The organism is Streptomyces sp. 63XJN7_1_ISO-PGPR-S23-121 (assembly GCF_056173025.1).
Map to the genome: position 1 here is coordinate 3,510,270 of NZ_CM149653.1, position 23,658 is coordinate 3,533,927.

The 23,658-nt window shown below is 72.3% G+C and carries 18 protein-coding genes and 1 pseudogene; 9 read left to right on the forward strand and 10 right to left on the reverse strand.

Features of this window, described 5'->3' with window-relative positions; genetic code table 11:
• The first annotated feature begins 53 nt into the window (after nucleotides 1–53).
• Complete coding sequence (locus tag AC0VYN_RS15345; protein ID WP_475536469.1) at nucleotides 54–446, forward strand: hypothetical protein; 393 nt, start codon at nucleotides 54–56, stop codon at nucleotides 444–446.
• Nucleotides 447–468: 22 nt separating this feature from the next.
• A complete protein-coding gene (locus AC0VYN_RS15350; protein WP_475536470.1) occupies nucleotides 469–1,395 on the forward strand; it encodes a hypothetical protein in 927 nt (308 codons plus the stop codon).
• 31 nt (nucleotides 1,396–1,426) lie between these two features.
• Here the strand turns inward: AC0VYN_RS15350 and AC0VYN_RS15355 are convergent, their stop codons facing one another.
• Nucleotides 1,427–2,299, reverse strand: a complete 873-nt coding sequence (locus AC0VYN_RS15355) for an SGNH/GDSL hydrolase family protein (protein WP_475536471.1) — start codon at nucleotides 2,297–2,299, stop codon at nucleotides 1,427–1,429.
• 309 nt (nucleotides 2,300–2,608) lie between these two features.
• Here AC0VYN_RS15355 and AC0VYN_RS15360 point away from each other — a divergent pair, with 309 nt between their 5' ends.
• From AC0VYN_RS15360 to AC0VYN_RS15370, 3 genes are all read left to right on the forward strand, one after another.
• A complete protein-coding gene (locus AC0VYN_RS15360; RefSeq protein ID WP_475536889.1) occupies nucleotides 2,609–3,148 on the forward strand; it encodes a DUF4303 domain-containing protein in 540 nt (179 codons plus the stop codon).
• A gap of 83 nt (nucleotides 3,149–3,231) precedes the next feature.
• On the forward strand, nucleotides 3,232–5,115 hold the full coding sequence (gene htpG / locus AC0VYN_RS15365) for a molecular chaperone HtpG (protein WP_475536472.1): 1,884 nt from the start codon (nucleotides 3,232–3,234) through the stop codon (nucleotides 5,113–5,115).
• Nucleotides 5,116–5,193: 78 nt separating this feature from the next.
• Nucleotides 5,194–5,637 carry a DUF3093 domain-containing protein gene (locus AC0VYN_RS15370; protein WP_451689419.1) on the forward strand — a complete coding sequence of 148 codons (444 nt, stop codon included), beginning with the start codon at nucleotides 5,194–5,196 and terminating at the stop codon, nucleotides 5,635–5,637.
• A 44-nt stretch (nucleotides 5,638–5,681) separates the two neighbouring features.
• On the opposite strand, the gene glpK is transcribed toward AC0VYN_RS15370, so the two are convergent.
• Both glpK and AC0VYN_RS15380 read right to left on the reverse strand, forming a co-directional pair.
• Nucleotides 5,682–7,199: a glycerol kinase GlpK gene (glpK, locus tag AC0VYN_RS15375; RefSeq protein ID WP_385468462.1), complete on the reverse strand. Its 1,518-nt coding sequence runs from the start codon at nucleotides 7,197–7,199 to the stop codon at nucleotides 5,682–5,684.
• 27 nt (nucleotides 7,200–7,226) lie between these two features.
• On the reverse strand, nucleotides 7,227–8,072 hold the full coding sequence (locus AC0VYN_RS15380) for an MIP/aquaporin family protein (protein WP_475536473.1): 846 nt from the start codon (nucleotides 8,070–8,072) through the stop codon (nucleotides 7,227–7,229).
• Between the two features lie 378 nt (nucleotides 8,073–8,450).
• Here AC0VYN_RS15380 and AC0VYN_RS15385 point away from each other — a divergent pair, with 378 nt between their 5' ends.
• Nucleotides 8,451–9,461, forward strand: a complete 1,011-nt coding sequence (locus AC0VYN_RS15385; RefSeq protein WP_475536474.1) for a hypothetical protein — start codon at nucleotides 8,451–8,453, stop codon at nucleotides 9,459–9,461.
• A gap of 57 nt (nucleotides 9,462–9,518) precedes the next feature.
• Here AC0VYN_RS15385 and AC0VYN_RS15390 read toward each other — a convergent pair whose 3' ends face one another.
• A complete protein-coding gene (locus tag AC0VYN_RS15390; protein WP_475536475.1) occupies nucleotides 9,519–9,968 on the reverse strand; it encodes a spore-associated protein in 450 nt (149 codons plus the stop codon).
• A 334-nt stretch (nucleotides 9,969–10,302) separates the two neighbouring features.
• On the opposite strand from AC0VYN_RS15390, the gene AC0VYN_RS15395 reads away from it, so the two are divergent.
• The gene (locus AC0VYN_RS15395; protein WP_475536476.1) at nucleotides 10,303–12,204 is read left to right on the forward strand and encodes a CocE/NonD family hydrolase; all 1,902 of its coding nucleotides are present in this window, start codon (nucleotides 10,303–10,305) and stop codon (nucleotides 12,202–12,204) included.
• 96 nt (nucleotides 12,205–12,300) lie between these two features.
• Here AC0VYN_RS15395 and AC0VYN_RS15400 read toward each other — a convergent pair whose 3' ends face one another.
• Both AC0VYN_RS15400 and AC0VYN_RS15405 read right to left on the reverse strand, forming a co-directional pair.
• The gene (locus AC0VYN_RS15400) at nucleotides 12,301–16,338 is read right to left on the reverse strand and encodes an endo-alpha-N-acetylgalactosaminidase family protein (protein WP_475536477.1); all 4,038 of its coding nucleotides are present in this window, start codon (nucleotides 16,336–16,338) and stop codon (nucleotides 12,301–12,303) included.
• A gap of 61 nt (nucleotides 16,339–16,399) precedes the next feature.
• Entirely contained in the window at nucleotides 16,400–18,166 is a 1,767-nt protein-coding gene (locus AC0VYN_RS15405; protein WP_475536890.1) for a beta-galactosidase, read from the reverse strand.
• A 333-nt stretch (nucleotides 18,167–18,499) separates the two neighbouring features.
• Between AC0VYN_RS15405 and AC0VYN_RS15410 the strand changes: the two genes are divergently transcribed.
• Nucleotides 18,500–19,513, forward strand: a complete 1,014-nt coding sequence (locus AC0VYN_RS15410) for a LacI family DNA-binding transcriptional regulator (RefSeq protein WP_475536478.1) — start codon at nucleotides 18,500–18,502, stop codon at nucleotides 19,511–19,513.
• Nucleotides 19,514–19,564: 51 nt separating this feature from the next.
• Here AC0VYN_RS15410 and AC0VYN_RS15415 read toward each other — a convergent pair whose 3' ends face one another.
• Complete coding sequence (locus AC0VYN_RS15415; protein WP_475536479.1) at nucleotides 19,565–20,473, reverse strand: NAD-dependent protein deacetylase; 909 nt, start codon at nucleotides 20,471–20,473, stop codon at nucleotides 19,565–19,567.
• A 107-nt stretch (nucleotides 20,474–20,580) separates the two neighbouring features.
• On the opposite strand from AC0VYN_RS15415, the gene AC0VYN_RS15420 reads away from it, so the two are divergent.
• Nucleotides 20,581–21,114, forward strand: a complete 534-nt coding sequence (locus tag AC0VYN_RS15420; protein WP_386923333.1) for a 2'-5' RNA ligase family protein — start codon at nucleotides 20,581–20,583, stop codon at nucleotides 21,112–21,114.
• Between the two features lie 123 nt (nucleotides 21,115–21,237).
• Here the strand turns inward: AC0VYN_RS15420 and AC0VYN_RS15425 are convergent.
• The 3 genes and pseudogenes from AC0VYN_RS15425 to AC0VYN_RS15435 all read right to left on the reverse strand — a co-directional run.
• A pseudogene (locus AC0VYN_RS15425) lies at nucleotides 21,238–21,486 on the reverse strand (hypothetical protein); the annotation flags it as partial.
• 151 nt (nucleotides 21,487–21,637) lie between these two features.
• The gene (locus AC0VYN_RS15430; protein WP_475536480.1) at nucleotides 21,638–22,939 is read right to left on the reverse strand and encodes an MFS transporter; all 1,302 of its coding nucleotides are present in this window, start codon (nucleotides 22,937–22,939) and stop codon (nucleotides 21,638–21,640) included.
• A complete protein-coding gene (locus AC0VYN_RS15435; protein ID WP_475536481.1) occupies nucleotides 22,936–23,472 on the reverse strand; it encodes an ArsR/SmtB family transcription factor in 537 nt (178 codons plus the stop codon). The genes AC0VYN_RS15430 and AC0VYN_RS15435 overlap by 4 nt, the downstream gene beginning before the upstream one ends.
• Nucleotides 23,473–23,658 lie beyond the last annotated feature (186 nt).

A 23,658-nucleotide genomic window follows, 5' to 3' on the forward strand; every position in this document is an offset into this window, starting at 1 on the left:
GGCGGCTTGGCGACTCACTCTCCACTGGGTCCTTCTTAAGGCACACTTGGACCATGACCGTATCGCCCGGCGCTCCCGAACTCGTGCGACGGCAGGCGGCGTTGTGCGCCCTGCTCGGCTCCCGGGAGGAGATGCAGCAGCCCGGCGTGGGGGAGGCGGCCGAGCGTGCGCGGGACCTGCTGCGCGCGGGCGCGGGCGCCGAGGAGCTCGCGGCCTGCTTCGACGCCCTCGACCACGCCCTGCGCCGGGCCGGGTACGCGAGCGGACTGCTCGTCGCCTCCCGAGGGGTCGAGGTGCCCGGCGTGACCACGCACCTCAAGGTGGCCGTGTGCCCCGGTCCTGCGCGCTGCAGCCGTACGGAACGGGCCCGCGACCTGCTGCCCGCCCCGCACTGCGCCGTCCACGACGTGCGCATGACCAAGGCGCGCCTGCGCCCCGACCGGTGACCGCGCCCGGTCCGCCGCTTCCATGAACCCACTCCTCGCCACCCTGGGCGGCAAGCTCACCGAGCGCTGGCTCAACCTGCTGGTGCTGCCCGGCGCCCTCTTCCTCGCCGTCGCGGCCGTCGGCAGCCGCCTCGGGCACCGTCACTGGCACGACGTCGACCGGCTGCGCGGCACGCTGGACGACCTCGCCGCCCGTCCCGCGCTCGACCGGACCGGCACGGCCGCACTGCTGGTGGCTCTCGTCCTGCTCACCGCCGCCGCGGCGGCGCTCGCGGCGCAGTTCCTCGGCGGCGCGATCGAGCGGTACTGGCTGCGGTCCGGCCGCGACCCGCTCTCCCGCGCCCTGACCGCACGACGACGGCGCCGGTGGACCCTTAAGGACGCCAGGCTCGAGGAGGCGGTGGCCCGGACCGTCCCGGCCGGCGGGAGAGCGGACGGTGCGCTGACGGTCCCGGCGGCCGAGTGGGCACGTATCCAGGACCTCACCGAGGCCCGCGACCGCGTCGCGCCGCGCCCGCCGGTGCGGCCCTGCTGGTACGGCGACCGGATGCAGGCGGTGGCGGACCGCGTCGAGGACGCCTACGGTGCCGACCTCGCGGCGTTGTGGCCCCGGCTGTGGCTGATCCTCCCCGAACCCGCCGTACGGCAGATCCAGTCGTCCCGCGACTCCTTCGGCGCCGCGGGACGGCTCGCCGCCTGGGCGGTCGGCTACGCCCTGGTCGCCTGCTGGTGGTGGCCGGCCGCGCCGGTCGCCGTCGTCTGCGCGGCCGTGTCCCGGGCACGGGCCCGGGCGGCGCTGGAGGCGCTGGCGGAACTCGTCGAGGCCGCCGTCGACGTCCACGGCAGGGAACTGGCCGCGCGGGTCGGCCTGCTGGCGCCGGAGTCGGCCGGAGTGCTGACCGCCGGCGCGGGCGACCGGATGTCGGAGCTGTTCCGCAAGGCCGGCTGACACCGTGGCGGGTACGGCCCCGGCCGCCGGGTCAGCCCAGACCGAGGACGCCCATGGTGTGCTCGGCCATGCGGCGCTCGCCCAGCGCGTTGGGGTGGACGGGGACCAGGTTCTGACCGAACAGGAGCGGTTCGATCCACCGGGTGCCGGGGGCCTTGCAGGCGTCGTGCCCCTCGGAGGCCCGGGCGAAGTCCACGTAGGTCGCACCGGTCTCCTCGGCGGCCCGCTGGACGACCGCGTTGAGGTGCGTCTGGATGCTCCGCAGGTAGGGCACGTCACCGGAGGCGATCGGCAGCTTCAGGAAGCAGGACGGGTCGGCGGTGGCCGGCACGATCCACGGGTAACCCAGGGCCGCCACACGCGCGTTGGGCGCCTTCGCGCGGACGCTGCGCAGGGCCTCCTTGAGGGCGGGATAGGTGTTCGCCTCGATCTGGTCGTCGAAGGTCGTGCCGTGCTTGTCCTTGCAGGGGCTGCCCTTGCCGCCGCTGAGCAGGCCCGCGGTGCCGCACGCCGTCACCGCGTTGATGAACGTGCCGTTGTCGTTGCCGCCGATGGTCAGCGTCACCAGGTCCGTGTCCGCGCCGAGCGCGTCCACCTGAGGGGCGACCCCCGGGTACTGGGACTGCGTGAAGTGCTTCGTCTCGGCGGCGCCGCAGGTGACGTCGTCGAGCCGGGCACCCGTCCGGGAGGCGATGACGTGCGGGTAGTTCGCCGTGGAGCGCAGGCACAGCAGGTTCGTCGGGTCCACGGGCAGTACGCCGGAGCCGGCGCTGTAGCTGTCGCCGAGGGCGACGTAGTCGAGGGACGGCGCGGTGTCGGCGGCGGCGGTGGTGACGCTGAGGGCAAGCGCGCCGACCGCGGCTACTGTCGCGGTCATGACACGGCGCACGGCATGCTTCGGCATGTGCTCTCTCTTCTCGGGAGGGGGGGGCACGGGTGAGCGGGCGCGGTCGCGCCCGCGCAGGCGTGCTGATCGGTGAGAGTGCGGCGGCTCGAGCGAGGGACGGGCGACGGCCGTGCCGCGAGCGGGACGCGCACGCCGACGACCGCGGAGTACCGAACGCGAGTTACCAATCGGTTCTACCGTTAAGTAATGTGCCCGCGGCCTCGACACCGCGTCAACGTTGTCGACTGAACTTCTTGCAGCGGGCGCTCCGGTGCCCGTCGCCGTGCCCCTCCGCCCAGCCCCCCCGCACCCGGAGCCGACCCCGTGATGCCGACCGAGTACGACCTGACCGACGCCGTGCACCGCGCGGCCCGCGCCGCCTTCACCGACCTGTTCCGGGAGAACCCCGGCCACCGGTTCTACTACTGCACCCTCGTCACCCCCGGCGAGGCGTACGGACCGGCGCTGTCCGCCTGGTCCGAGCAGGCCCTCGCCGAACAGGCGGCCCGTCACGACTGCCCGCCCCTCGACCTCAAGTGGTCCTACGCCGACTCCCCGTTCTGCTGCTGGGGCGAACGGCACCTCGAGCCGGTGCGCGACCTCTTCGCGGACCGCGGCGAGCTCGCCGACCTGCCCGACGGCGAGGACGAGGCGGAGTTCGACCTGCGGCTGCGTGCGATGGAGACGGCCGTGGCACGCCTGGACGCGGAGGGGCTCTTCGGCACGGGCACCGCCCGCCACGGCGTCGTCGTCGCCGTCGAGGTCGTCCCGCCGGACACGGGCAACGACGAGAGGACGCTGCGGCTCAACCCGCCCGAGGCCCTCACCGAATGGCTGGAGGAGGCCGCCGTCCTCGACGACGCCTGACGGCACCCGGGGAGCGCCCCGGCTGTTCTAAAGTGGCCTCCGCCAGTGCAGACGACTGCGGATCAGTGAGGTAGCCACCAACCATGCCGACCGAAACGTTTGAGTTCCAGGTAGAGGCGCGTCAGCTCCTTCAGCTGATGATCCATTCGGTCTACTCGAACAAGGACGTCTTCCTGCGCGAGCTCGTCTCCAACGCCTCCGACGCGCTGGACAAGCTGCGCCTGGCCGCCCTGCGGGACGACACGCTCGACGCCGATGTGACCGACCTGCACATCGACCTCGACATCGACAGCGGGGCCCGCACCCTCACCGTGCGGGACAACGGCATCGGAATGTCCTACGACGAGGTCACACGGCTCATCGGCACCATCGCCAACTCGGGCACGGCCGCGTTCCTGAAGGAACTGCGCGAGGACGGCGACGGGGGCGACGGGCTCATCGGGCAGTTCGGCGTCGGCTTCTACTCGGGTTTCATGGTGGCCGACGAGGTCACCCTGGTGACCCGGCGCGCCGGCGAGTCCCAGGGCACGCGCTGGTCGTCGCGCGGCGAGGGCACGTACACCCTGGAAACGGTCGACGAGGCACCGCAGGGCACCTCCGTCACCCTCCACCTCAAGCCGGCGGACACCGAGAACCAGCTCCACGACTACACCTCCCCCTGGAAGGTGAAGGAGATCGTCAAGCGGTACTCGGACTTCATCACCTGGCCCATCCGCCTCGTCGGCGGGACCGGGGACGACGGCGAGCCCGAGACCCTCAACTCGATGAAGGCCCTGTGGGCGCGCCCGCGCGACGAGGTGTCCGACGACGAGTACCACGAGCTGTACAAGCACCTCGGCCACGACTGGCGGGAGCCGCTGGAGACGATCCGGCTCCAGGCGGAGGGCACCTTCGAGTACCAGGCCCTGCTCTTCGTCCCGTCCCACGCCCCGCACGACCTGTTCACCCAGGGACACCGGCGCGGCGTGCAGCTCTACGTCAAGCGCGTCTTCATCATGGACGACTGCGAGGAACTCCTCCCGCCCTACCTGCGCTTCGTCAAGGGCGTCGTCGACGCGCAGGACCTCTCGCTCAACGTCTCCCGCGAGATCCTCCAGCAGGACCGGCACATCCGTATGATCCAGCGCCGCCTGACCAAGAAGGTCCTGTCGACGGTCAAGGACATGATGGCGTCCGCCCCGGACCGCTACGCCACGCTGTGGCGGGAGTTCGGCGCCGTCCTCAAGGAGGGGCTCATCACCGACCCCGACAACCGCGACGCGCTCCTCGCCGTCTGCTCGTTCGCGACGACGCACGACGCCGACACGCCGGTCACCCTGAAGCAGTACGTGGAGCGGATGAAGGACGGCCAGGACACCGTCTACTTCATGACGGGCGAGTCCCGGCAGGCCATGGAGGCCTCCCCGCACATGGAGGCCTTCCGGGCCAAGGGGGTCGAGGTCCTGCTGCTCACCGACCCGGTGGACGAGGTCTGGACCGACGCGGTGGGGGAGTACGACGGCAAGCGGCTGCGTTCGGTGACCAAGGGCGAGATCGACCTCGACGGCGACCGGGAGGACGAGGCCGACGCGGAGAAGGACCGGCGGAGCGAGGAGTACGCCGGGCTGCTCGGCTGGATGACGGAGCACCTGGGCGAGGACGTCAAGGAGGTCCGCCTCTCCTCCCGCCTCACGGTCTCCCCGGCCTGTGTCGTCTCCGACGCCGACGACCTCACGCCCGCGCTGGAGAACATGTACCGGGCGATGGGCCAGGAGGTGCCCCGCGCCAAGCGCATCCTCGAACTCAACCCGGACCACGAGCTGGTGAAAGCCCTGAACCGGGCCCACACCGAGCGCGCGGACCGCACGGAGGTCACCGAGACCGCCGAACTCCTCCACGCCCTCGCCGTACTCGCCGAGGGCGGCCGGCCGCAGGACCCGGCCCGGTTCGTCAAGCTCGTGGCGGACCGCCTGGAGCGCACCCTGTAGGCCCGCCCGGGCGGCGGCCGGGCGGGGCACCCCCCGGCCGCCGCCCGCCTGCCGGGGCGCAGCTGAGAAGGTGAGCACATGCGTCTGTACGAAGAACGCCTCGGCGTCCCGAGAGCCGCCTCCTGGCTCGCCGCCCTGCTGAGCGTGATGGCCGCCGTCCTCCTGCTGCCCTTCGGGCCCGTCGCCGCCGTCACCGGGCTGCTGGTCGTGGCGGCCCTCACCGCCCTGGGGCTGCACGCCTACGGTGCCGCCGCCATCGTGGTGACGGACCGGCACCTGACGGCCGGACAGCTCCGCTTCCCGCTGACCGCGCTCGGGCTGGCGGAGATCCTCGACCCCGAGGAGGCGTTCCTGTGGCGCACCCGGCGGGCCGACGTACGCGCGAAGATGCTGCTGCGCAGTCACATCCCGACGGCCCTGCGCATCGAGATCGAGGACCCGGACAGTCCGGCGCCCTACGTGTACCTCTCCACCCGGCAGCCGGCCACCCTCCTCGCCGTGCTGTCCTTCGCCCGCCGCTGACCGCGGCGGCGGGCGCCGGCGCCCCTCCCGGGCGACCCGGCGCGTCAGGGGATCTTCACCCAGTCGAGCGTGCGCTCCACCGCCCTCTTCCAGCCCGCGTAGCCCTCCGCACGCTGCTCGTCGGTCCACCCGGGTTCCCAGCGCCTGTCCTCGTGCCAGTGCGTGCGCAGCTCGTCGGTGTCCCGCCAGAACCCCGTGGCCAGTCCCGCCGCGTAGGCGGCGCCCAGCGCGGTGGTCTCGGCGACGACGGGACGGCTGACCGGTACGCCGAGCACGTCGGACTGGATCTGCATGCACAGGTCGTTGGCGGTGACGCCGCCGTCCACCTTGAGCACGTCGAGATGGACCCCGGAGTCCTGCTCCATGGCCTCCACGACGTCGCGGCTCTGGTAGCAGATGGCCTCCAGCGTGGCCCGGGCCAGGTGTGCGTTGTCGTTGTACCGGGCGAGGCCGACGATGGCCCCGCGGGCGTCGGAGCGCCAGTACGGTGCGAAGAGGCCGGAGAAGGCGGGCACGAAGTACATGCCGCCGTTGTCGTCGACGGTGCGGGCGAGGTCCTCGCTCTCGGCGGCGGTGTTGATGATCTTCATCTGGTCGCGCAGCCACTGCACGGCGGACCCGGTCACCGCGATGGAGCCTTCGAGGGCGTACACGACGGGCTCGTCGCCGAACCGGTAGGCCACCGTGGTGAGCAGACCGTGCTGGGAACGGACCAGTTCCGTGCCGGTGTTGAGCACCAGGAAGTTGCCGGTGCCGTAGGTGTTCTTGGCCTCACCGGGGCGGAAGCACACCTGCCCGACCGTGGCCGCCTGCTGGTCGCCGAGGACCCCGCCGATCGGAAGGGCGGTACGCAGTGGCCGGGTCGTCCGGGTCACCCCGTACGCCTCCGGGTGCGAGGAGGCGTTGATGGCCGGCAGCATCGCCCGGGGGATGTCGAAGAAGCTCAGCAGCTCCTCGTCCCAGTCGAGCGTCTCCAGGTTCATCAGCATGGTGCGGCTGGCGTTGGTCACGTCGGTGGCGTGGATGCCGCCGTCGGGCCCGCCCGTCAGGTTCCACAGCACCCAGGCGTCGGTGTTGCCGAAGAGCGCGTGGCCCCGTTCCGCCGCTTCGCGTACGCCGTCGACGTTCTCCAGGATCCACTGGATCTTGCCGGCGGAGAAGTACGTCGCCGGAGGCAGCCCGGCCTTGCGCCGGATGACGTCGCCCCGGCCCGAGCGTTCCAGGTTCGCCGCGATCGTGTCGGTGCGCGTGTCCTGCCACACGATGGCGTTGTAGTAGGGGCGGCCGTTGCGGGGGTCCCAGACCACCGTGGTCTCACGCTGGTTGGTGATGCCGATCGCCGCCAGGTCGGTGGCCGACAGACCGCCGTAGCGCAGCGCGTTCTGCATCACCGAGTTGGTGCGCTCCCAGATCTCCACCGGGTCGTGCTCCACCCATCCGGAGCGCGGGAGGATCTGGGCGTGCTCCAGCTGGTGCTTGGCCACCTCGTTGCCGCCGTGATCGAAGATCATGAATCGGGTGCTGGTGGTCCCCTGGTCCACCGCGCCGATGAAGTCCGCCATGATTCGCTGCCTCTCCAGCCGGTGTGGTCAGTCCGCGGGTGTCGGGACGCGTCCCGGGGGCTCGGGCTCGGCGGTCGGCAGGAAGCGGCCGACGAACACCTTGTACAGAGCCGCGCCCAGCAGGCCGCCGACCAGCGGGCCGACGATCGGCACCCAGAAGTAGAAGTTCCCGTACTGATCCCGCCAGGCTCCGCCGTACCCCGTGATGAAGCTGGCCAGCCGGGGGCCGAAGTCGCGGGCCGGGTTGATGGCGTACCCCGCGTCGGCACCCCACGCCATGCCGATCGCGACCACGACCAGACCGATGATGAACGGGGCCAGGTTCGCTCCCGGCGGATTGTTCATCAGGTCGGTGAGGGCCATGATCAGCAACAGCAGGATGGCGGTGCCGATGACCTGGTCGCGGAACGCGCCCCACTCGTGGACCGGCAGCGCCGGATTGCCGTTGGCGGGCAGGGTGGAGAAGACGATCTGCGTCTTGGTCGTGTGTCCGGGGTCGGCCGCGGCCAGTGCCTCGCTGTAGTTCCAGCGGACCAGGAGGGCGGCCACGAACGCGCCGGCCGTCTGGGCCAGCACGTAGGGAACCACTTTGCTCCACTGGAAGCCCCGGAACGCGGCGAGGGCCAGGGTCACCGCCGGGTTGAGGTGGGCGCCGCTGAGCCGTGCCGCCACGTAGACGCCCAGCGTGACGCCGAGGCCCCACGCCCAGGCGATGCTGTCGTGGTCACCGAGGCCGCCCGGCGGGTCCGTGAGTGCGCCGGCCGCGACGACCTGGGCCACCACGCCGCAGCCGAAGAGGATGAGGATCATCGTGCCGGCGAATTCGGCCGACAGTTCGCCGATCAATGCGGTCCGTTTGCTCCGCTCAGCCATGACAGCTCGCCTTCCGCCGGCTGGGCCGGCCGTCGATCACCCGAGCGACGTCAGTCACGCTAGGACCGATCAACGGCGAGCGCATGTCAGGCGCCACCGCGTCGGAGGCCGCGGACGGCGAACTCCCCCTCGTCCGTGCCGCTCAACGGGGCGGACGGGGCGGGGCGGACGGGTGACAGGGGCTCACGCGCGCTGCTCCGTACGTGTGACGGACTATTCGGTGACCGGAGGGCAACCTTGTGAGCGGGTCGTGAGTCTTCAGATCGATCACACCGTGATCGGACTCACGAGGAGACCATCATCAGCGCCATACGCAAGACCCTGACCGCCACCGCCGTCGTCGGTGCCGTTCTCGCGGGCTCCGCCGCCTGCGGCACGGTGGAGCAGCTCTCCGCCGGCAAGAAGCTCGATCAGGCCTTCGAGAAGCTCGGCAACAAGAAGACCCTCTCCTTCGAGCTCGACCTGGACACCGACGTCGCGTCGCTGAAGGCGCTGGACGCCGCCTCCGAGCCCGCGCCCGACGAGGCGATCCCGGACGAGGCCGCCGAGCTGATCAGCGACGCGAAGATCACGGTCACCGTGCAGTCGAAGAAGCCGCTCGCCGAGTCGGGTGAGAAGGACATCGTCGGCATGGCCATGAAGATCGGCCACCCGGACGGCGACCTCGCCGAGTACCGCGTGATCGGCGACTACACCTACGTCCGTGCCGACGTCGACACCATCGGCAGGATGATGGGCAGCCCCATGCCGGCCGCCGAGGACCTGCCCCCGGAGGCCGGGGCCATGGGAGACGTCCTCGAGGGCAAGTGGGTGAAGTTCAACACCAAGGAGATGCAGGAGGCCGCCCTGGAGGGCGAGGAGGAGCAGGGCGCCCCCGCTCCCGAGCCGACCCTGGACGCCAAGACGCAGCGGAAGCTCGTCAAGGCCCTGCGCGGGGTCATCGCCCGCGAGGTGGACTTCAAGACGGCCGACGGGAAGAACGGCACCGAGCACGTCACCGCCACGGCGCCGTTCCGCACGCTGATCACCGAGCTGTTCGACGAGCTCCGGCCGCTGGCGAAGGACCTGCCTCCGGGCATGGACCTGCCGACGGACAAGGACCTGAAGGACGCCCCCGACACCGACGTGACGGCGGACTTCACGCTCAAGAACGGTGAGCTCACCGAGGTGGACCTGGACCTCGCCGGGCTGGCCGAGAACGCCAAGGTCAAGAAGCTGGGACTGACGCTCCGGATGAGCGACGGCACCAAGCCCACCGCCCCGGCCGGTGCCACCGAGCTGAACCTGCCGGAACTCATGGAGGGCTTCTTCGGCGGCCCGGGGACGGACGACAAGGAGTTCGCCGAGAGCGGCCTCGCCGACCCGGACTTCCCGGAGGACGAGTTCTGACCCGAGACCGCCCCGGCAAAGGCGCCGTGCGCCCCGCCGGGGCGGGCCGGACGCCGGTCAGCGGGTCGTGGTGACCCGGTGCTCCTTCAGGGCCGCGCAGTTGGAGCCGGTCACCTGCACGGACACACCGCCGATGCTGCCGCCCCAGTCGACGCAGTGGCCCTTGCCGTAGGCGTAGACCGGGCCCGCGTACGAGGTGTACGCCCCGAAGTCCCAGTCACTGTGGCCGGTGTCGGGGACGTACAAGGACGCGGACATGTCAACGGCCGTGCCCGCCGTCTTGCGGATGGTCACGACGCAGTTCATGCCGTTGGAGGCGTTGTAGGTCAGGTAGAGGGTCCCCCTGGAGCCGATGGGCGCGGAGTTGACGGTCTTGTAGGCGCTGCCGCAGACGGTCTGCGGGGTGACGCTCGCCGCGGCGGAGGCGGGCGCGGCCAGGGCGGTGGTGCCGCCGACCGACACCGCCACCAGTGCGGCCGCGGCGAGCTTCGAGCGGGTTGAGATCATTTTTCCCCCTTGTACGGTCTTGGACCAGGTTGGTGTTCCTGCCTGGTGTGACCCGTCACGTACAGGAATGGTTGTGTCACTGTCGGCGGGAATTTCCGGAAACCGGCGCACAGGGGCGCGCACTGACACCCCGTCGGGCTACCGGCGGGCGCCGCAGGCGCCTTGACGACGCGGGCGCCGTGAGCCGGTCGAACGCGCACCCCACCACGAGAGGCGAGGGGCCGTCACCCGGCGCGCCCGTGGGGAAATCGCACGCCCCATCGACGTGCGGCCGGTATCGCTGCTAAACCTGCACCACCCGCACCACCTGCACCCACCGTTCAAGGAGGAGCATGTGAGAGCCCGTAGCGCGGCCACCCGGACCGCCTCGGCCCTTGCCGCCGCCCTGGCGCTGACCGCCGGACTGGCCGGCCCCGCCGTCGCGGCGCACGGCACGGAGGCCCAACCGGCCACCGCACCACGGTCCCTGACGGGATCGGTGGCCACCGCGACCGACCCCGTCACCCACCAGGAGAACGACCGCGTCCCCGAGGGCTCGGTCTGGACCCAGCACTACTTCCCGTCCTCGGACGGCTCCGGCACCCAGCTGCACGCCGACGTCCTGCTGCCCGAGCGGACGGCCGGGCGGAAGAACGCGAAGGTGCCGGTCATCCTGTCCGTCGGCCCCTACTTCTCGCACTCCGGGCAGACCGGCCCGGAGGGCTGGTCCCGCACCGGCCCCTCGTCCCGCTTCCAGGACTTCATCGAGGGCACCGACCTGTTCGCCCGGGGATACGCCTTCGTCATGGTGGACCTGCGCGGCTTCGGCGGCTCGACCGGTTGCCTCGACTGGGGCGGGCCCGGCGAGCAGGCCGACGTCCGGGCCGCGGTCGACTGGGCCGCCGAGCAGCCGTGGTCCACCGGCGCCGTGGGCATGTACGGCAAGTCGTACGACGCCGTCACGGGCCTCATCGGCAACAACCTGGACCAGCGGGCCCTCAAGGCCGTCGTCGCCCAGGAACCGCTGTGGGACATGTACCAGTACATCTACTCCAACGGCGTGCCCCGCCCGAACGTGACCGGCACCGCCGGGGCGTACAACTCCATCGCCACCATGCCCCCGATGGCGGACGACGACCCGCGCTACCAGGCCAACGCCCGGTACGAGGAGACCCATCCGGAGTGCCTGACGGAGAACTCGGCCGGCTACCGGATATCCGACCAGCGGGACCCGTACTGGACCTCCCGCGACCTGGCGAGGACGGCCAGGGGGAGCGACACCCCGCTCTTCGTGACCCAGGGCTTCATCGAGAACAACACCAAGCCCGAGGAGATGGAGGAGTACCTCCGCAACCACAAGGGCCCCGAGCGCGGCTGGCTCGGCCAGTGGGACCACGTGCGCGGAGGCGACCGCGTCGGTGACGGTCGCCTGGCGATGGGCCGCGAGGGCTGGTACGAGGAGACCTTGTCCTTCTACGACCAGTACCTCAAGGGCGTCCGGCCGTCCGTCCGTTACCCGGCCTACGCGGTCGAGGACTCCACCGGCGCCTGGCGCGCCCAGCGCACCTGGCCCGTGACGGAGCGGACGGTCACCCTGCCGCTCGGCGGCGGCTCCTACGTGGACGACGGCGGCGCCTCCGCCCGAGCCGCGCTGACCGCCTCCGGCGGGCCGGCCCCGCAGCCGCCCGCGCAGCCGTCCGGCACCTGGGACATGGAGAACGCGCCCGCGACCGAGCAGGCCGCCCCGCGGGGGCTGACCAGGGAACTGGCGAAGCGCCAGCAGGCCGGCGCGGTCTCCTCCAGCTTCCTCGTGTGGTCGGCACCGCTGAGGAAGGCCGTGCGTGTCACCGGCACCCCGCAGGTGTCGCTGACCGCGAAGGGCGAGGGCAACGTGATGCTCAAGCTGTACGACGTCGCCCCGGACGGCACCGCCGTCATGTTCGACGAACAGGTCTCCCTGGTGGACTCGGGCCGGTTGACCGTCGATCTCAAGGCGACCGACTGGACGCTGGCATCGGGGCACGTCCTGGCGGTGGAGATCGGTTCGATCCGGACGGGTTCGTGGCGTGACACACCGTCGGGCGAGACCATCCAGGTCAAGGGCGCGAAGCTCAGGCTGGCCCTGGACAACCCGGCCGACGACGTGCCCACCGCCGGGGACCGCTCACCGTTCCTGGACACGTATCTCCGCCAGTACACGGTGAACCTGCCGGCCGGACCGGCGACGTTCACGGTGGTCCCGGGCGACCGCCTCTGACCCCTGGCCGGCCCCGGCGGCAGGACGGCCGGGGCCGGCCCTCGCCCCGGGGCCGGCCAGGAAGCCCCCGGCGGACCGCGCCGGGGGCGGGCCGGGTCAGCTCCGGTCGGCGGGCCGCTCACCCGGGGGATAGCCCGTCGGCAGGTCCGCCGGCGTGCCGTACACCCGCATCTCCGCGGCCGCGGCGAACGGCTGCCCGTTGAGCGCGTCCAGGGCCGTGAACCGTACGTGCGTGGCCCGGACCCGGTCGAAGGAGACGCGCTGCATCTGCGGCACGTCCTTCAGCGTGCCCTTGGCCACCGTCCTCCACTGCGTGCCGTCCTCCGACACGGCGACCTCGTAGCCGCCGACGCGGCCGTTCTGACCGCCGCTCTGCCGGTTCAGGTAGCCGAAGCCGTCCACGTCCGCCGCGCCGCCGAGTCGCAGCGTCACCCAGTGCGGGTAGGGCGCGGGGGCGTTGGTGTAGTCGGTGTGCCAGATGGTGCCCGGGTCACCGTCGAGGACGTTGGACACGGGGCCCTCCCCGGCACCGGAGGAGCCGTTCTCCGAGTCGGCGGTGGCGGTCATCGAGCCGGGGGAGAGCAACGGCTCGGTGGTCACCGCGGCCCGGGCGTCCGCCGTGACGGTCTTGGTGGCCCCGGCATGGGCGTAGGTGGCGCTCGCCTGCCAGGAGGCGGTGGTGCCGGCCGCGCCGGCGGGCGGGGTCAGGAGCCAGGTGGTGCGCACGGCGGCGCCCGGCTTCACGGTCCCGAAGAGGTTGCCGTCCTCCTTGTCGACCTCGGCCTTCCAGCCCTCGGGCAGCCCCCGCAGCGCCATGCCGACGTTCACGACGTCGGTGGACTCGTTGTTGGTGAAGGTGGTGACGAACTGCCCCGGCACGCCGGGGCTCAGCTCGGCACCGGCCGGCACGCCCACGTCCGCGCAGGCGGCCCCGGCACCGGCCTCGCCCAGATCGGTCACGGTGAAGTCGTCGACGACCAGGTCCGTGCCGCCGGCACCGCCGAGCTTGCGCAGCCCGACCCAGGAGTCCCCGCAGCCCGCGACGAACTCGCGGGAGTACGCCGCCGTGTCCAGGGCGGGCTCCAGCACGTCGCGGGTGATGTCCCGGGAGGACGTCCGCCCGTCCGCGACCCGGTCCGCGCCGGTGACCCAGGCCCACTGGCCCTCGATGTTGGTCTGGTACGCGAACGAGACCCGGTACCTGTGGCCCTCCTCGAACGGCACCGTGGCCGGAGTCGTGCGGTACACCAGCCCGGTGTTCTCCGCGTGGGACTTCAGCGAGTGCCGCCCGGCGAGGACGTCGTCGACCGCCTTGCCCTTCAACGTGCCGCTGTCGTAGGGGGGGTAGGTGTTCTTCCACGTCTTCTGGCTGTACGGCGCGTGCAGGTCGCTGATGCTCGTGCGGGCGTCGGTGACGCCGCCGGCGTCGCCCTTCACGAACGGACCCCAGCCGGGCTGGTTGCCCTCGAAGTCGTCGTGGGCGACCACGGTGCCGTCCTCGGCGCGGGGGAGCGGCGCGGTGGTGTCCGCCATCACGCGTACGTCGTCCAGTACGACCGCCGCCCCGCCGGCGCCGGCGCCGAGTTCCACGGTGACCTTGCCGCCACGCGGTGCCGTGAACGCGACGGCGGCCCGCTGGGAGTAGGTGTCGCGCTTCTCGTCGGCCGCCGTCCAGTTGCGTGCCGGGGTGATGTCGAAGGTGTTCACCGCCTCGTCGGCGGCGCCGTGTACCCGGAGGGTGGTGTCGCGTCGTTCGCCGGGCCCGATCTCGACGTCGGCGCTGAGCGTGTACCGCTTGCCCGGGACCAGGCCGGAGACTCGCTGGGAGACGGCGGAGGCGCCGCTGCCGAGGCGGGCGACGTTGTCGCCGTTGCCGGCCCGGGCGACCTCGGCGCCGCCGCTCGGGTTCCAGGCGTCCAGGTCGCCGCCGTTGAAGCCGGGGTCGGTCAGTCCGGTGAACTCGCCGTAGTCCGCGACCCGGTGGGGCGCCTTGCCGCCGTTCGGCACGAGCACGTAGGGCCGGTTCTTCTCGCCGGTCAGCGTCACCTTCCCGCCCGTGGCCTTCACCCGGGCCTTCTCCACCCGGCCCTGGTCGGTGAGTGCGTACAGGGTGAAGTTCCTGTTCCCGGCGAACTGGCCGGTCAGGTCGAAGGTGTGGGTGCCGCCGGAGGCGCTGAAGAAGTACATCTTGTCGGCGTCGCCCGGCGAGGACGTGCCGTTGCCGTTCCGGGGTTCGCCCCACGGCAGCAGGTAGGTGTCGCCGTCGAGCACGACCGAGTCGCCCATGGAGATCCGGCGCCGGCCGTCCACGGCCTCGACGCGCACGCCGTCGGAGAGCGTCGCCGACCTGCCGCGGTCCCAGTCCATCACCTGGTAGTGCTGGAGGAACTTGGTGGGCAGGTTGTCGGTCCAGATGTTGCGGTAGAAGGCGTTCCAGTCGCCGTGACCGGTCCAGCCCTCGAACTCGACGACGCTGGCGCCGCCGAGCAGCGGGTCGACGTTCCACACGTCACGGTCGGAGTTGGCGATGAACCGGACGATGTCGGAGTTGATGCCCTTGTTGGTGGCGCCGCCGTAGTTCTTGTCGGCCGCCCAGTGGGACCACAGCGACGAGCCCTCGAACTTGTACGACCACTCGGTGGCGACCTCGAAGCCCATCCTGCGCAAGCCGGCGGCCAGTCCGTCGGCCAGCCAGCCGCTGGAGTAGTAGGCGTCGATGTAGACCGTCCGGATCTGCGGGGCCTCCTTGCGCAGTTGCGCGAAGCGGTCCAGGACGGCGCCGGTGCCGAGGTCCTTGCGCTGGTCGATGTGGTAGGCCTGGTTGAGCCAGTCCCACCCGTTCGGCTGCCCGGCGACCAGCTCCTCGCTGAAGTTCTTCGCCTGCGCGTACGCCTCGGTGGCGTTGACGTGCACGGCGAAGTCCGCGTTGTAGCCGGCGCCGGTCCCGGTGAGCCGGTTGAGGTCCTTCAGGCCGCCCGCGCGTACGTTCTCGTTGCCGCCGTAGTCGGGGTGCGCCGAGTCGTGGCCCTCGCTCGCGTAGCCCTTCTCCAGCACCCACTGCCCGAGGTTGTCGGTGGCCATGGAGACGCGCTTGGTGTTGTCCAGCGTCTTCAGGAACGGATTGGTGGCCTGGCTCGCGAAGTTGAAGGGGATGCGCTGCACCACCCGCTCGGGCACCCGGTCCGCGCCCAGCGGGCGCCGCATGTGCTCCCGGTGGGCGATGGCGCCGTCCTGCCAGTCGACCGTGCCGTCGCCGTTGGCGTCGGCTGCCAGGACCACGGTCGCCCGGGGCAGCTCGTAGGTGCCGACCCGGGAGTCGGTCGCGCCCTGCGGGTGGTGGGTGTAGGTGCCGACGGACAGCTCCGCCCGGCGCCCGCCGTCGCCGGTGTCGACGATGCGCGACTGCAGGCGGGTGTTCCAGTTGGTGTTGTCGTTCTGCGGCGAGTCCTCCGTCGCGTTGGTGACGATGCCCGCGGACAGCTGGGCGTTGCCGACGAACGCGTACGGGGTGCCGACGGGCTCCTTGTCCGGGGCGGTGTCGGAGGTGATCGGGACGAAGCGGTCGGCGGTCGTCGTCGAATCCGTGGAGATCTTCGTCCGGGCGAGGTTGGCGCCCGGGGCGGAGGAGCCGACGGAGACGAGGGACTGACCGGGGATCGCGAGGGTCCGCACGGTCGACGCGGCCGCCCCGGAGATCTTCTCCACGGCGAAGACGACCGTGTGGTCCTCGGTCACGGTGATGGCCGAGGTGATGATGAGGCCCGGGAGGTCCGCGAACGTGGAGGTGTAGGTGGCCCTGCTCCCGTCCGCCTTCATGGTGGTCGTCGCCCGGTGCGGGGTGCCGTTGACGGTGAAGGTGTCGAGGACGGAGGCCTGTCCGCCGAGGGTGCGTGTGCCCAGCCGGTAGGCGATGACCTGCGGGAACTCCTCGGCGACCGTGACGGTCAGCCCGCCCCGGCTCAACTGGACCGGCGTGGCCGCCGACGCGGGGGCGGGCAGGGCTTGGGGCGGCGCCGCCCCGGCGGGCACGGCCGCGGCCGACAGCATGCCCACGCACAGGCTCAGGGCCGCGGCCACGGCGCCGGGCCGCGGGCCGCGTCTGCGCCCGGGCGGGCGGGGCGACGGGGACGTCATGTTTTCCACCTGGTACTTCCTCCTCGGATTCGGATGAGGGACGGGAGACGGCGGGGGAGGGTCAGAAGGTCTCGACGTACTCCTCGGGGGGACCCAGTTCGGGCCCCTCCCGCAGCTCGATCCGGTCGCCCAGCCGCTCGAGCTCCAGCAGGGTGACGGTGTTCTCGCCGGGCACGAGCAGGGGTGCGGGCACGTAGAGCGTGCGCTGCGGGCCGACCTCCCAGTAACGGCCGAGCAGGGTGCCGTTGACCCACACGAAGCCCTTGGCGAAGCCGGGGAACGCGGCGAAGGCGTCGGCGGGCTCGGGGACCGTGAACCGTGCCGTGGCGAATCCCGCGCGACCGTCCGGTCCGGCGGCCGACGCGGCGCGCGCCACGTCCTCGGGCGTCCACGTGTCGAGCGGCAGCCGGTGCATGGCCCAGCCGTGCACGAGCCGCCGGCCGACCGAGACACCGCCGAGGATGCCCTTGTGCCCGCCGAGCAGCGGACCGTAGTTCACGCGCCCCTGGTTCTCCACCAGCAGCTCCAGCAACGCCCGTTCACCGCGGCCGGTGATGTCGAGCGACGCCGTCTCGCGGTCGAGGACACCGAGCGGTGCGCCGTCCAGGAAGACCTGGGCCCGGTCGTGGAGCCCGGAGACCGTGAGGGTGTGACGGCCGCCGGGCAGCAGCGGCTCGGCGCGGTAGAGGACGAGACCGGACGCCTGCTCCAGCTCCTCGAAGCTCAGCGGATGCGGGGAGGCCACCGGCTCGGACGCGGCGCGCAGCGAATCGAGCAGACCGGCCCCGGCGTGGACGGGGACCGTGCGGGGGGCCAGCAGCGTCGGCTCGGGCGGCAGCGGGCGGGCCGGCGCCCCCGTGGCGGCGAGCAGCCGCTCGCGGAAGGCGTGGAACTTCGGGGTCGTCGCGCCGTGTTCGGCGATCGGCGCGTCGGAGTCGTAGCTGGTCACCGTCGGCTGGACAGCGCCGCCGTCGTGGTTGGCACCGGCCCACAGGCCGAAGTTGGTGCCGCCGTGCGCCATGTAGAGGCTGACCGAGCCGTCCGCGTCCAGGATGTCGTCGAGCGTCCGGGTCGCGCTCTCCACGGACCGGACGTGGTGCTTCTCGCCCCAGTGGTCGAACCAGCCGTTCCAGAACTCGGCGCACACGAACGGCTCGTCGCGGCGGCGCGCACGCAGCAGCTCGGCCGCCTCGCGGGCGTGGGAGCCGAACGTCGCCGCCGCCAGGTGCCCCGGCAGGCCGCCGCCGTCCTGCATCAGCTCGGTGGGGCCGTCCGCCGTGTAGAGCAGCTCCGTGACGCCCCGTTCCACGAGGGCGTCCCGCACCCAGCGGACGTAGCCCCGGTCGTCGCCGTAACTGCCGTACTCGTTCTCGATCTGGACGGCGACCACCGGCCCGCCCCGACCCGCCTGCAACGCGGCGAGGCGCGGGATCAACTCGTCGAACCAGCGCGCGACCTCCGCGAGGTAGGGCGGGTGGGAGGAGCGCAGCCGCATGCCGGGGCGGCCGGTCAGCCAGACCGGCAGTCCGCCGTTGTCCCACTCGGCGCAGATGTACGGGCCCGGCCGCACGATCACGTCCAGGCCGGTCTCCCGGGCCGTCCGGACGAACCGCTCGACGTCGTGTCCACCGGTGAAGCGGTACTGCCCCGGCCGTGGCTCGTGGAAGTTCCACGGGACATAGGTGTCGACGGTGTTGAGCCCCATGGCCGCGACCCGCTCCAGCCGGTCCGCCCACTGGCCGGGGTGGACGCGGAAGTAGTGCAGTGACCCGGCCAGCACCCGGTGCGGGCGCCCGGCCCGCAGAAGCGTCCCCCGCGGATGGGTCAGGACGGGCCCCGGCGCGGACGAGGAATCCCCGGACGGCGTACCGCACGCCCGGCCGTCCGCCGTCCGGCCCCCCGCGGGACCCGATGTTATCGATGACACGCTGCTCTCCCTCTCGGCCGTGGCGGGCATGCTGGCGGGAACTATGGCAGACGTTGTTATCGATGCCAATAGTGCTGGTGTGCATAGACTGTGCCCGACAGCGGTACCTGCGACGACGCGGCCGAAGCCGCGGTTCTTGTGGAGAAGCGGACGATGGCAGCGGAAACACCGGAAGCCGGTGGGGCACTCACACGGGGACGTGCGGCGGGCGAAGGCACCGCACGCCAGCCCGGCATGACCGACGTGGCCCGGCTCGCCGGCGTGTCCGCGCAGACGGTGTCCCGGACGCTGGCCGGCCATCCCAACGTCAAGGCGAAGACCCGCGCCAAGGTGCTCGCCGCCGTCGAGCAGCTCGGTTACCGCAAGAACAACGCGGCACGCGTGCTGTCCTCGGGGCGCAGCCGGACGATCGGCGTCGTGACCCTCCAGACGAACTTCTACTCGCGCACCAACCTGACCTTCGGCATCGAGACGGCGGCACGGAAGGCCGGCTACACGGTCAGCACCGCGACCACCGCGTCGCTGGACACGGCCGCGATCGAGGACGCCCTGTCCCGCCTGGCGGAACAGGGCGTCGAGGGGGTCATCCTGTCCGTTCCGCTGGTTCACGTCAGTCCGCGGATCGAGCAGCTCACCGGCGCGGTGCCGACCGTCACCGTCGACGGGTCGCGGACCCCGGCGACGGAGGTCGTCGCCGTCGACCAGACCCTCGCGGCCCGGCTGGCGACCCGGCACCTGATCGAGCTCGGGCACCGCAGCGTGTGGCACGTCGCCGGGCCGAAGGAGTGGCTCGACGCCGCGAGCCGCTGCGCCGGCTGGGGCGACACCCTGGAGGCCGCGGGCCTGACCGCGCCACCCGTGCTGGAGGGCGACTGGACACCCGAGTCCGGTTACCGCAACGGGCTGATCCTGGGCAAGATCCCCGACGCCACCGCCGTGTTCGTGGCGAGCGACGAGATGGCCTTCGGCGTGATCCGCGCCCTGCACGAGCTCGGCAGACGGGTGCCCGAGGACATCTCCGTCGTCGGCGTGGACGACATCGCGCTGGCCGAGTACTGCTCACCCTCGCTGACCACGGTCGCCCAGCCGTTCACGGAGATGGGCGCGCTGGCGGTCGCCCACCTGCTGCGGCACATCGCGGACCCGGACGCCGCGCCCGAGCCGGCGTCCGTCGAGCCGGCGCTGGTCGTGCGTGCCAGCACGGCACCGCCGCCCACACTCCGCGCGGACCGGCCCCCGGCCTCCTAGCGAGTCAGGGGCGGCGCACGGCACGGCGGCCGGCCCGGCCGGTTCCACCGGTCACCGGCCCCCGTCGGCTCCCAGGCCGTCGAGGGGCACGTCCAGACGACCGGCCACGGTGGTGAGGGCCGCTCCCAGCGGGAGGGCGACCCGGGTGAGGGCGTGCCGGTCGCCCCGGGTCGGGTCCCGGTTGACGATGAGTACCGGCTTCCCGTCCTGGGCCGCCTGGCGGACGAAACGGAGCCCGGACATCACCGTCAGCGAGGAGCCCAGGACCAGCAGCGAGGCCGCCTCGCGGACCAGCCGCCGGCAGTGCTCGACGCGCTGCGGCGGGACCGTCTCGCCGAAGAAGACGACGTCCGGTTTGAGGATTCCGCCGCACGCCGCGCAGGGCACCACGCGGAAGTCCCCGACCTGCTCGTCGGTGAGGTCGGCGTCACCGTCCGGGTTGATGCCGGCGGCCACCGGTGCGAAGCCCGCGTTGGCCGCCTCCAGCCGCCGGGCGAGCTCGTGGCGCGGGCTGAGGGTCCCGCAGGAGAGGCAGACGACCCGGTCCAGGCTGCCGTGGAGCTCCACGACGGCCTCGCTGCCGGCGGCCTGGTGCAGACCGTCGACGTTCTGCGTGATCACCCCGGAGAGCAGCCGGTGCCGCCCGAACGCGGCCACGGCCCGGTGCCCGGCGTTCGGCAGCGCACGGCCGAACGTACGCCAGCCGAGGTGGCTGCGCGCCCAGTACCGGCGCCGGGCCCGGGCGGACCCGGTGAAGTCCTGGTAGGTCATCGGGGTGTGCCGGCTCAGGCTCCCCCCTTCGCCCCGGTAGTCGGGGATGCCCGACTCCGTGGAGATGCCCGCCCCGCTGAGCACCAGCACGCCGCCGGCGCTCAGCGCGTCGACGACCGGCTCCGGGTCCACGGTGCCCGGCGGCAGGTCCTCGGTGGGGGTCCAGCTCAGAGTGGGGCGCATACGCATGCCGCCAGGGTACGGAACGGCCCGCCCGGTCGCCCCGGCCCGACCGCTGCGGGCGTCCACCGGGCCGGAGCCGCGGTTCCCCCTGGTCGCGCCGGTAGGCTGCGGCGGTGCGTACGGTTGAGCTTCTGTTGGACGAGGCGGCGGAGCTGGCGGTCCGGGACGCCTGGCGGCGGCTCGCGGAGGCCGGGCTGCCGAGTCAGGCACGCCACCGGTCGCCGACCAACAGGCCGCACCTCACCCTGGCCGCCTGCCCGGAACTGACCGCCCCGATCCGCTGGGAGCTCGCCGAGGTGGCCGCGGCCCTGCCGCTGCCGGTGCGGTTCACCGGCGTCGTCCGCTTCGAGCGGCCCACCTCGGTACTCGCCTGGGCCCTGGACCTCGACTCCACGCTGGCCCGCCTGCACCGCCAAGTGTGGGAGGCGGTGGCCTCGGACAGTCCGTCCGGGGCCCTCAGCCCGTTCCACGAACCCGGGCGCTGGAGCCCGCACGTCACCCTCGGCCGTACCCGGCGGGCAGGCGCGTTCGCCGGCCGGCGGATCCCCGAACTGCTGCCGGCGCCGCCGCTGACGGTCCGGCTCGTCACCCTGCGCAGCTACGACACCGAGACCGGCACGCTGGAGGTGCTGGGACCCCGCCCCTGAGAGGCCCCGGCCGCCGGGCCGGCCTCGGGGGAACCGGACACGCACCACCAGCCGTCGTTCAGGCCCGGCTGCAGCCGCCGTCGGCGAAGTAGTTCGGCGCCGGTGACGAACGACGAGGCGTCGCACCAGCCGGCCGGGGATCCGCATCCCCCACGGCCGCACCAGCGCCAGCCCCAGCGTGATGCCGGCCGCAGCCATACCGATCGTGACGGTGTTGAGCACCAGCCACCCGCCCAGGCCGAACCCCCGCCCGACCGGCAACAGCCCCAGTAACGAACCGACCACCCACGACACCTTGATCACCAGATACGGCACTAGGGCCGCCGCCGCCCCGTACGCCGCCGCACGCCCGATCCGGTCCCAGCGCTCCACCACGTCTCCCTCCGCCGGCGGTCCCCATGCTCCGGCGTCCGTGCGTCCCTCCGCATCATCCGCCGGGCGCACCCGGCTCCCCCGCTGGTCCGAATCGCCCTCCACACTGCGGACCACCTCACACGGGGATGCTCACGCACCATCCCCCTGGTCACTCGTTGCGCCCCGCGGGGGCACTCTCCTGAGCGGGAGTCCTGTCCGTCGGGTGATCCGGACCCCCGGCCGGGGCGGCGGCACGCAGCGCCGCTTCGACCCGGCGGTTGCTGGTCATGGATGCCGTGACGGCCGTCATCGCCAGGAGGAGGCCCGCGGCGGCGTAGAGCGGGGTGCGGATGTCGTAGGTGGTGGCCAGCCAGCCGCCGAGGAAGGCCCCGACGGGGGCGGCGCACATAGCCAGCATGCGGGAGGTGGAGGCGACCCGGCCCATGAGGTGCGCCGGGACGATCGCCTGCCGGAGGGACGGCCCGAGCACCATCGTGGCGCCCATGCCGGCCCCGCAGACGGCGAGCGCCGGCCCGGCCGCGTACGGGTTCGGAGCAGCGGCCAGGCCCAGGATGGCAAGACCCTCGACGGTGGCTGTGCAGGTCAGTGCGGTGCCGGTGCCGAGTCGTCGGCCGAGGTAGGAAGCGATGCCCGCGCCGAGCAGGCCGCCGGTGGCCTCCGCAGTGAGGAGCAGGCCGAAGCCGTAGGTGTCGATGCCGAGACGGTCGTGCGCGAAGAGGGCGAGGACGGTCTCCACGGCGAGGAAGGCGACGTTCCCGACCGCCGGGCGGAGCGCCAGCCCGAGCAGCACCCGGTCCCGGAAGACGTACGAGGCCCCGGCCCGCGCCTGCCGCAGCAGGGACTCGCGCACCTCCGGCACGGGCCGGGACAGGGCGGGCAGCGTACGTACGAGCAGTGCGGAGAGCATGAACGACACCGCGTCGGCGAGCAGCGGGAACGTCCGCCCGAGCGCGAGCAGCGCACTGCCCGCGGGCGGCCCCGCGAAGCCGGACATGGCGGTCTGGGCGCCGCGCAAGCGGGAGTTGGCGCGCTCCAGGAGTTCGGGGTCGCGGTCGAGCAGATCCGGCAGATAGGCCGTGGCGGCCGTGTCGAAGAAGAGCCCGCCGAGACCGAGCAGGAAGGCGACGGCCGCGAGCAGTGGGATGCTCAGCACATCGAACACGGCCGCCGCCGCGGGTATCCCGAGCAGGACCGCACGTGCCGTGTCCGCCACCCACATCGTGCGCCGCCGGTCCCAGCGGTCCACCAGCGCACCGCCGAGCACCCCGAAGAGTAACCACGGCAGCGTCCCCATGGCCGTGACGACGGCGAGCGCCATCGGATCCCGCGTCAACGTCAGCGCGAGCAGCGGCAGCGCGGCATGCGTCACCCCGTCACCCAGCGAGGAGACCGTCTGCGCGGCCCACAGCCGTCCGAACCCGGTCGGCAGCTTCCTGGTCCCCTCGGTCACTTGGAGCCTCCGTCCGCCTGCTCGCGCGGCGCCGGCCGGAACAGCGCGAAGGCGAGGGACACGTCCGGCAGCGACGGGTCCGACAGCTCCCGGTACTCGTCCGCCAGGGCCTGCAGCCGCGCCGCCAGCTGCGCGAACTGCTCCTCGGTGAGCCGCAGATGCGCCATCCGTACGTGCCGCTCGTCCACCGGCGACGCCTCCAGGTCCGCCACCGCATGACGCATCAGCACATCCGGCCCGCCCTCGCCCGGATCCGGCAGCGCGATCGACCGGGCGGCCATCGCGTAGTACCGCTCGGTGACACCCCGCACCTTCCGTGTCCGTACGACCTTCACCAGGCCGGCCCGCTCCAGGAGCCGTACGTGATAGCTGGAACTCCCCTTCGCCAGGCCCACCCGCTCGGCGATCTGCGTGATCGTCGCGGGCTCGAAACGGAGTACGGCCATGATCCGGTGGCGCGTGAGATTGGAGACGGCGCGCAGCTGCTCGTCAGTGGTGACGTGAAACGTCTCGGGAAGGTCGCTGGTAGGCATGCGAGCAATGGTCAACGACTCTTGACCATTGCGCAAGGGGATTGGCGAACGGGGGCGCCCGGGGGGTGTGTCTCAACTGCGTTCCTGGGCCGCTGGGTTCTCGGTAGCCGGGACTAGGACCAGCGTCCGATGGCACACGGTCACTTGATCTCTAAGCTCGCTGCCATCCATGGCCCCGGACGCGGC

What these genes read in the sequence shown, in the direction of transcription:
- AC0VYN_RS15345 (WP_475536469.1), top strand. Translation starts at nt 54, where the DNA reads ATGACCGTATCGCCCGGCGCTCCCGAACTCGTGCGACGGCAGGCGGCG.
- AC0VYN_RS15350 (WP_475536470.1), top strand. Translation starts at nt 469, where the DNA reads ATGAACCCACTCCTCGCCACCCTGGGCGGCAAGCTCACCGAGCGCTGG.
- AC0VYN_RS15355 (WP_475536471.1), bottom strand. Translation starts at nt 2,299, where the DNA reads ATGCCGAAGCATGCCGTGCGCCGTGTCATGACCGCGACAGTAGCCGCG.
- AC0VYN_RS15360 (WP_475536889.1), top strand. Translation starts at nt 2,609, where the DNA reads ATGCCGACCGAGTACGACCTGACCGACGCCGTGCACCGCGCGGCCCGC.
- htpG (WP_475536472.1), top strand. Translation starts at nt 3,232, where the DNA reads ATGCCGACCGAAACGTTTGAGTTCCAGGTAGAGGCGCGTCAGCTCCTT.
- AC0VYN_RS15370 (WP_451689419.1), top strand. Translation starts at nt 5,194, where the DNA reads ATGCGTCTGTACGAAGAACGCCTCGGCGTCCCGAGAGCCGCCTCCTGG.
- glpK (WP_385468462.1), bottom strand. Translation starts at nt 7,199, where the DNA reads ATGGCGGACTTCATCGGCGCGGTGGACCAGGGGACCACCAGCACCCGA.
- AC0VYN_RS15380 (WP_475536473.1), bottom strand. Translation starts at nt 8,072, where the DNA reads ATGGCTGAGCGGAGCAAACGGACCGCATTGATCGGCGAACTGTCGGCC.
- AC0VYN_RS15390 (WP_475536475.1), bottom strand. Translation starts at nt 9,968, where the DNA reads ATGATCTCAACCCGCTCGAAGCTCGCCGCGGCCGCACTGGTGGCGGTG.
- AC0VYN_RS15400 (WP_475536477.1), bottom strand. Translation starts at nt 16,338, where the DNA reads ATGACGTCCCCGTCGCCCCGCCCGCCCGGGCGCAGACGCGGCCCGCGG.
- AC0VYN_RS15410 (WP_475536478.1), top strand. Translation starts at nt 18,500, where the DNA reads ATGACCGACGTGGCCCGGCTCGCCGGCGTGTCCGCGCAGACGGTGTCC.
- AC0VYN_RS15415 (WP_475536479.1), bottom strand. Translation starts at nt 20,473, where the DNA reads ATGCGTATGCGCCCCACTCTGAGCTGGACCCCCACCGAGGACCTGCCG.
- AC0VYN_RS15435 (WP_475536481.1), bottom strand. Translation starts at nt 23,472, where the DNA reads ATGCCTACCAGCGACCTTCCCGAGACGTTTCACGTCACCACTGACGAG.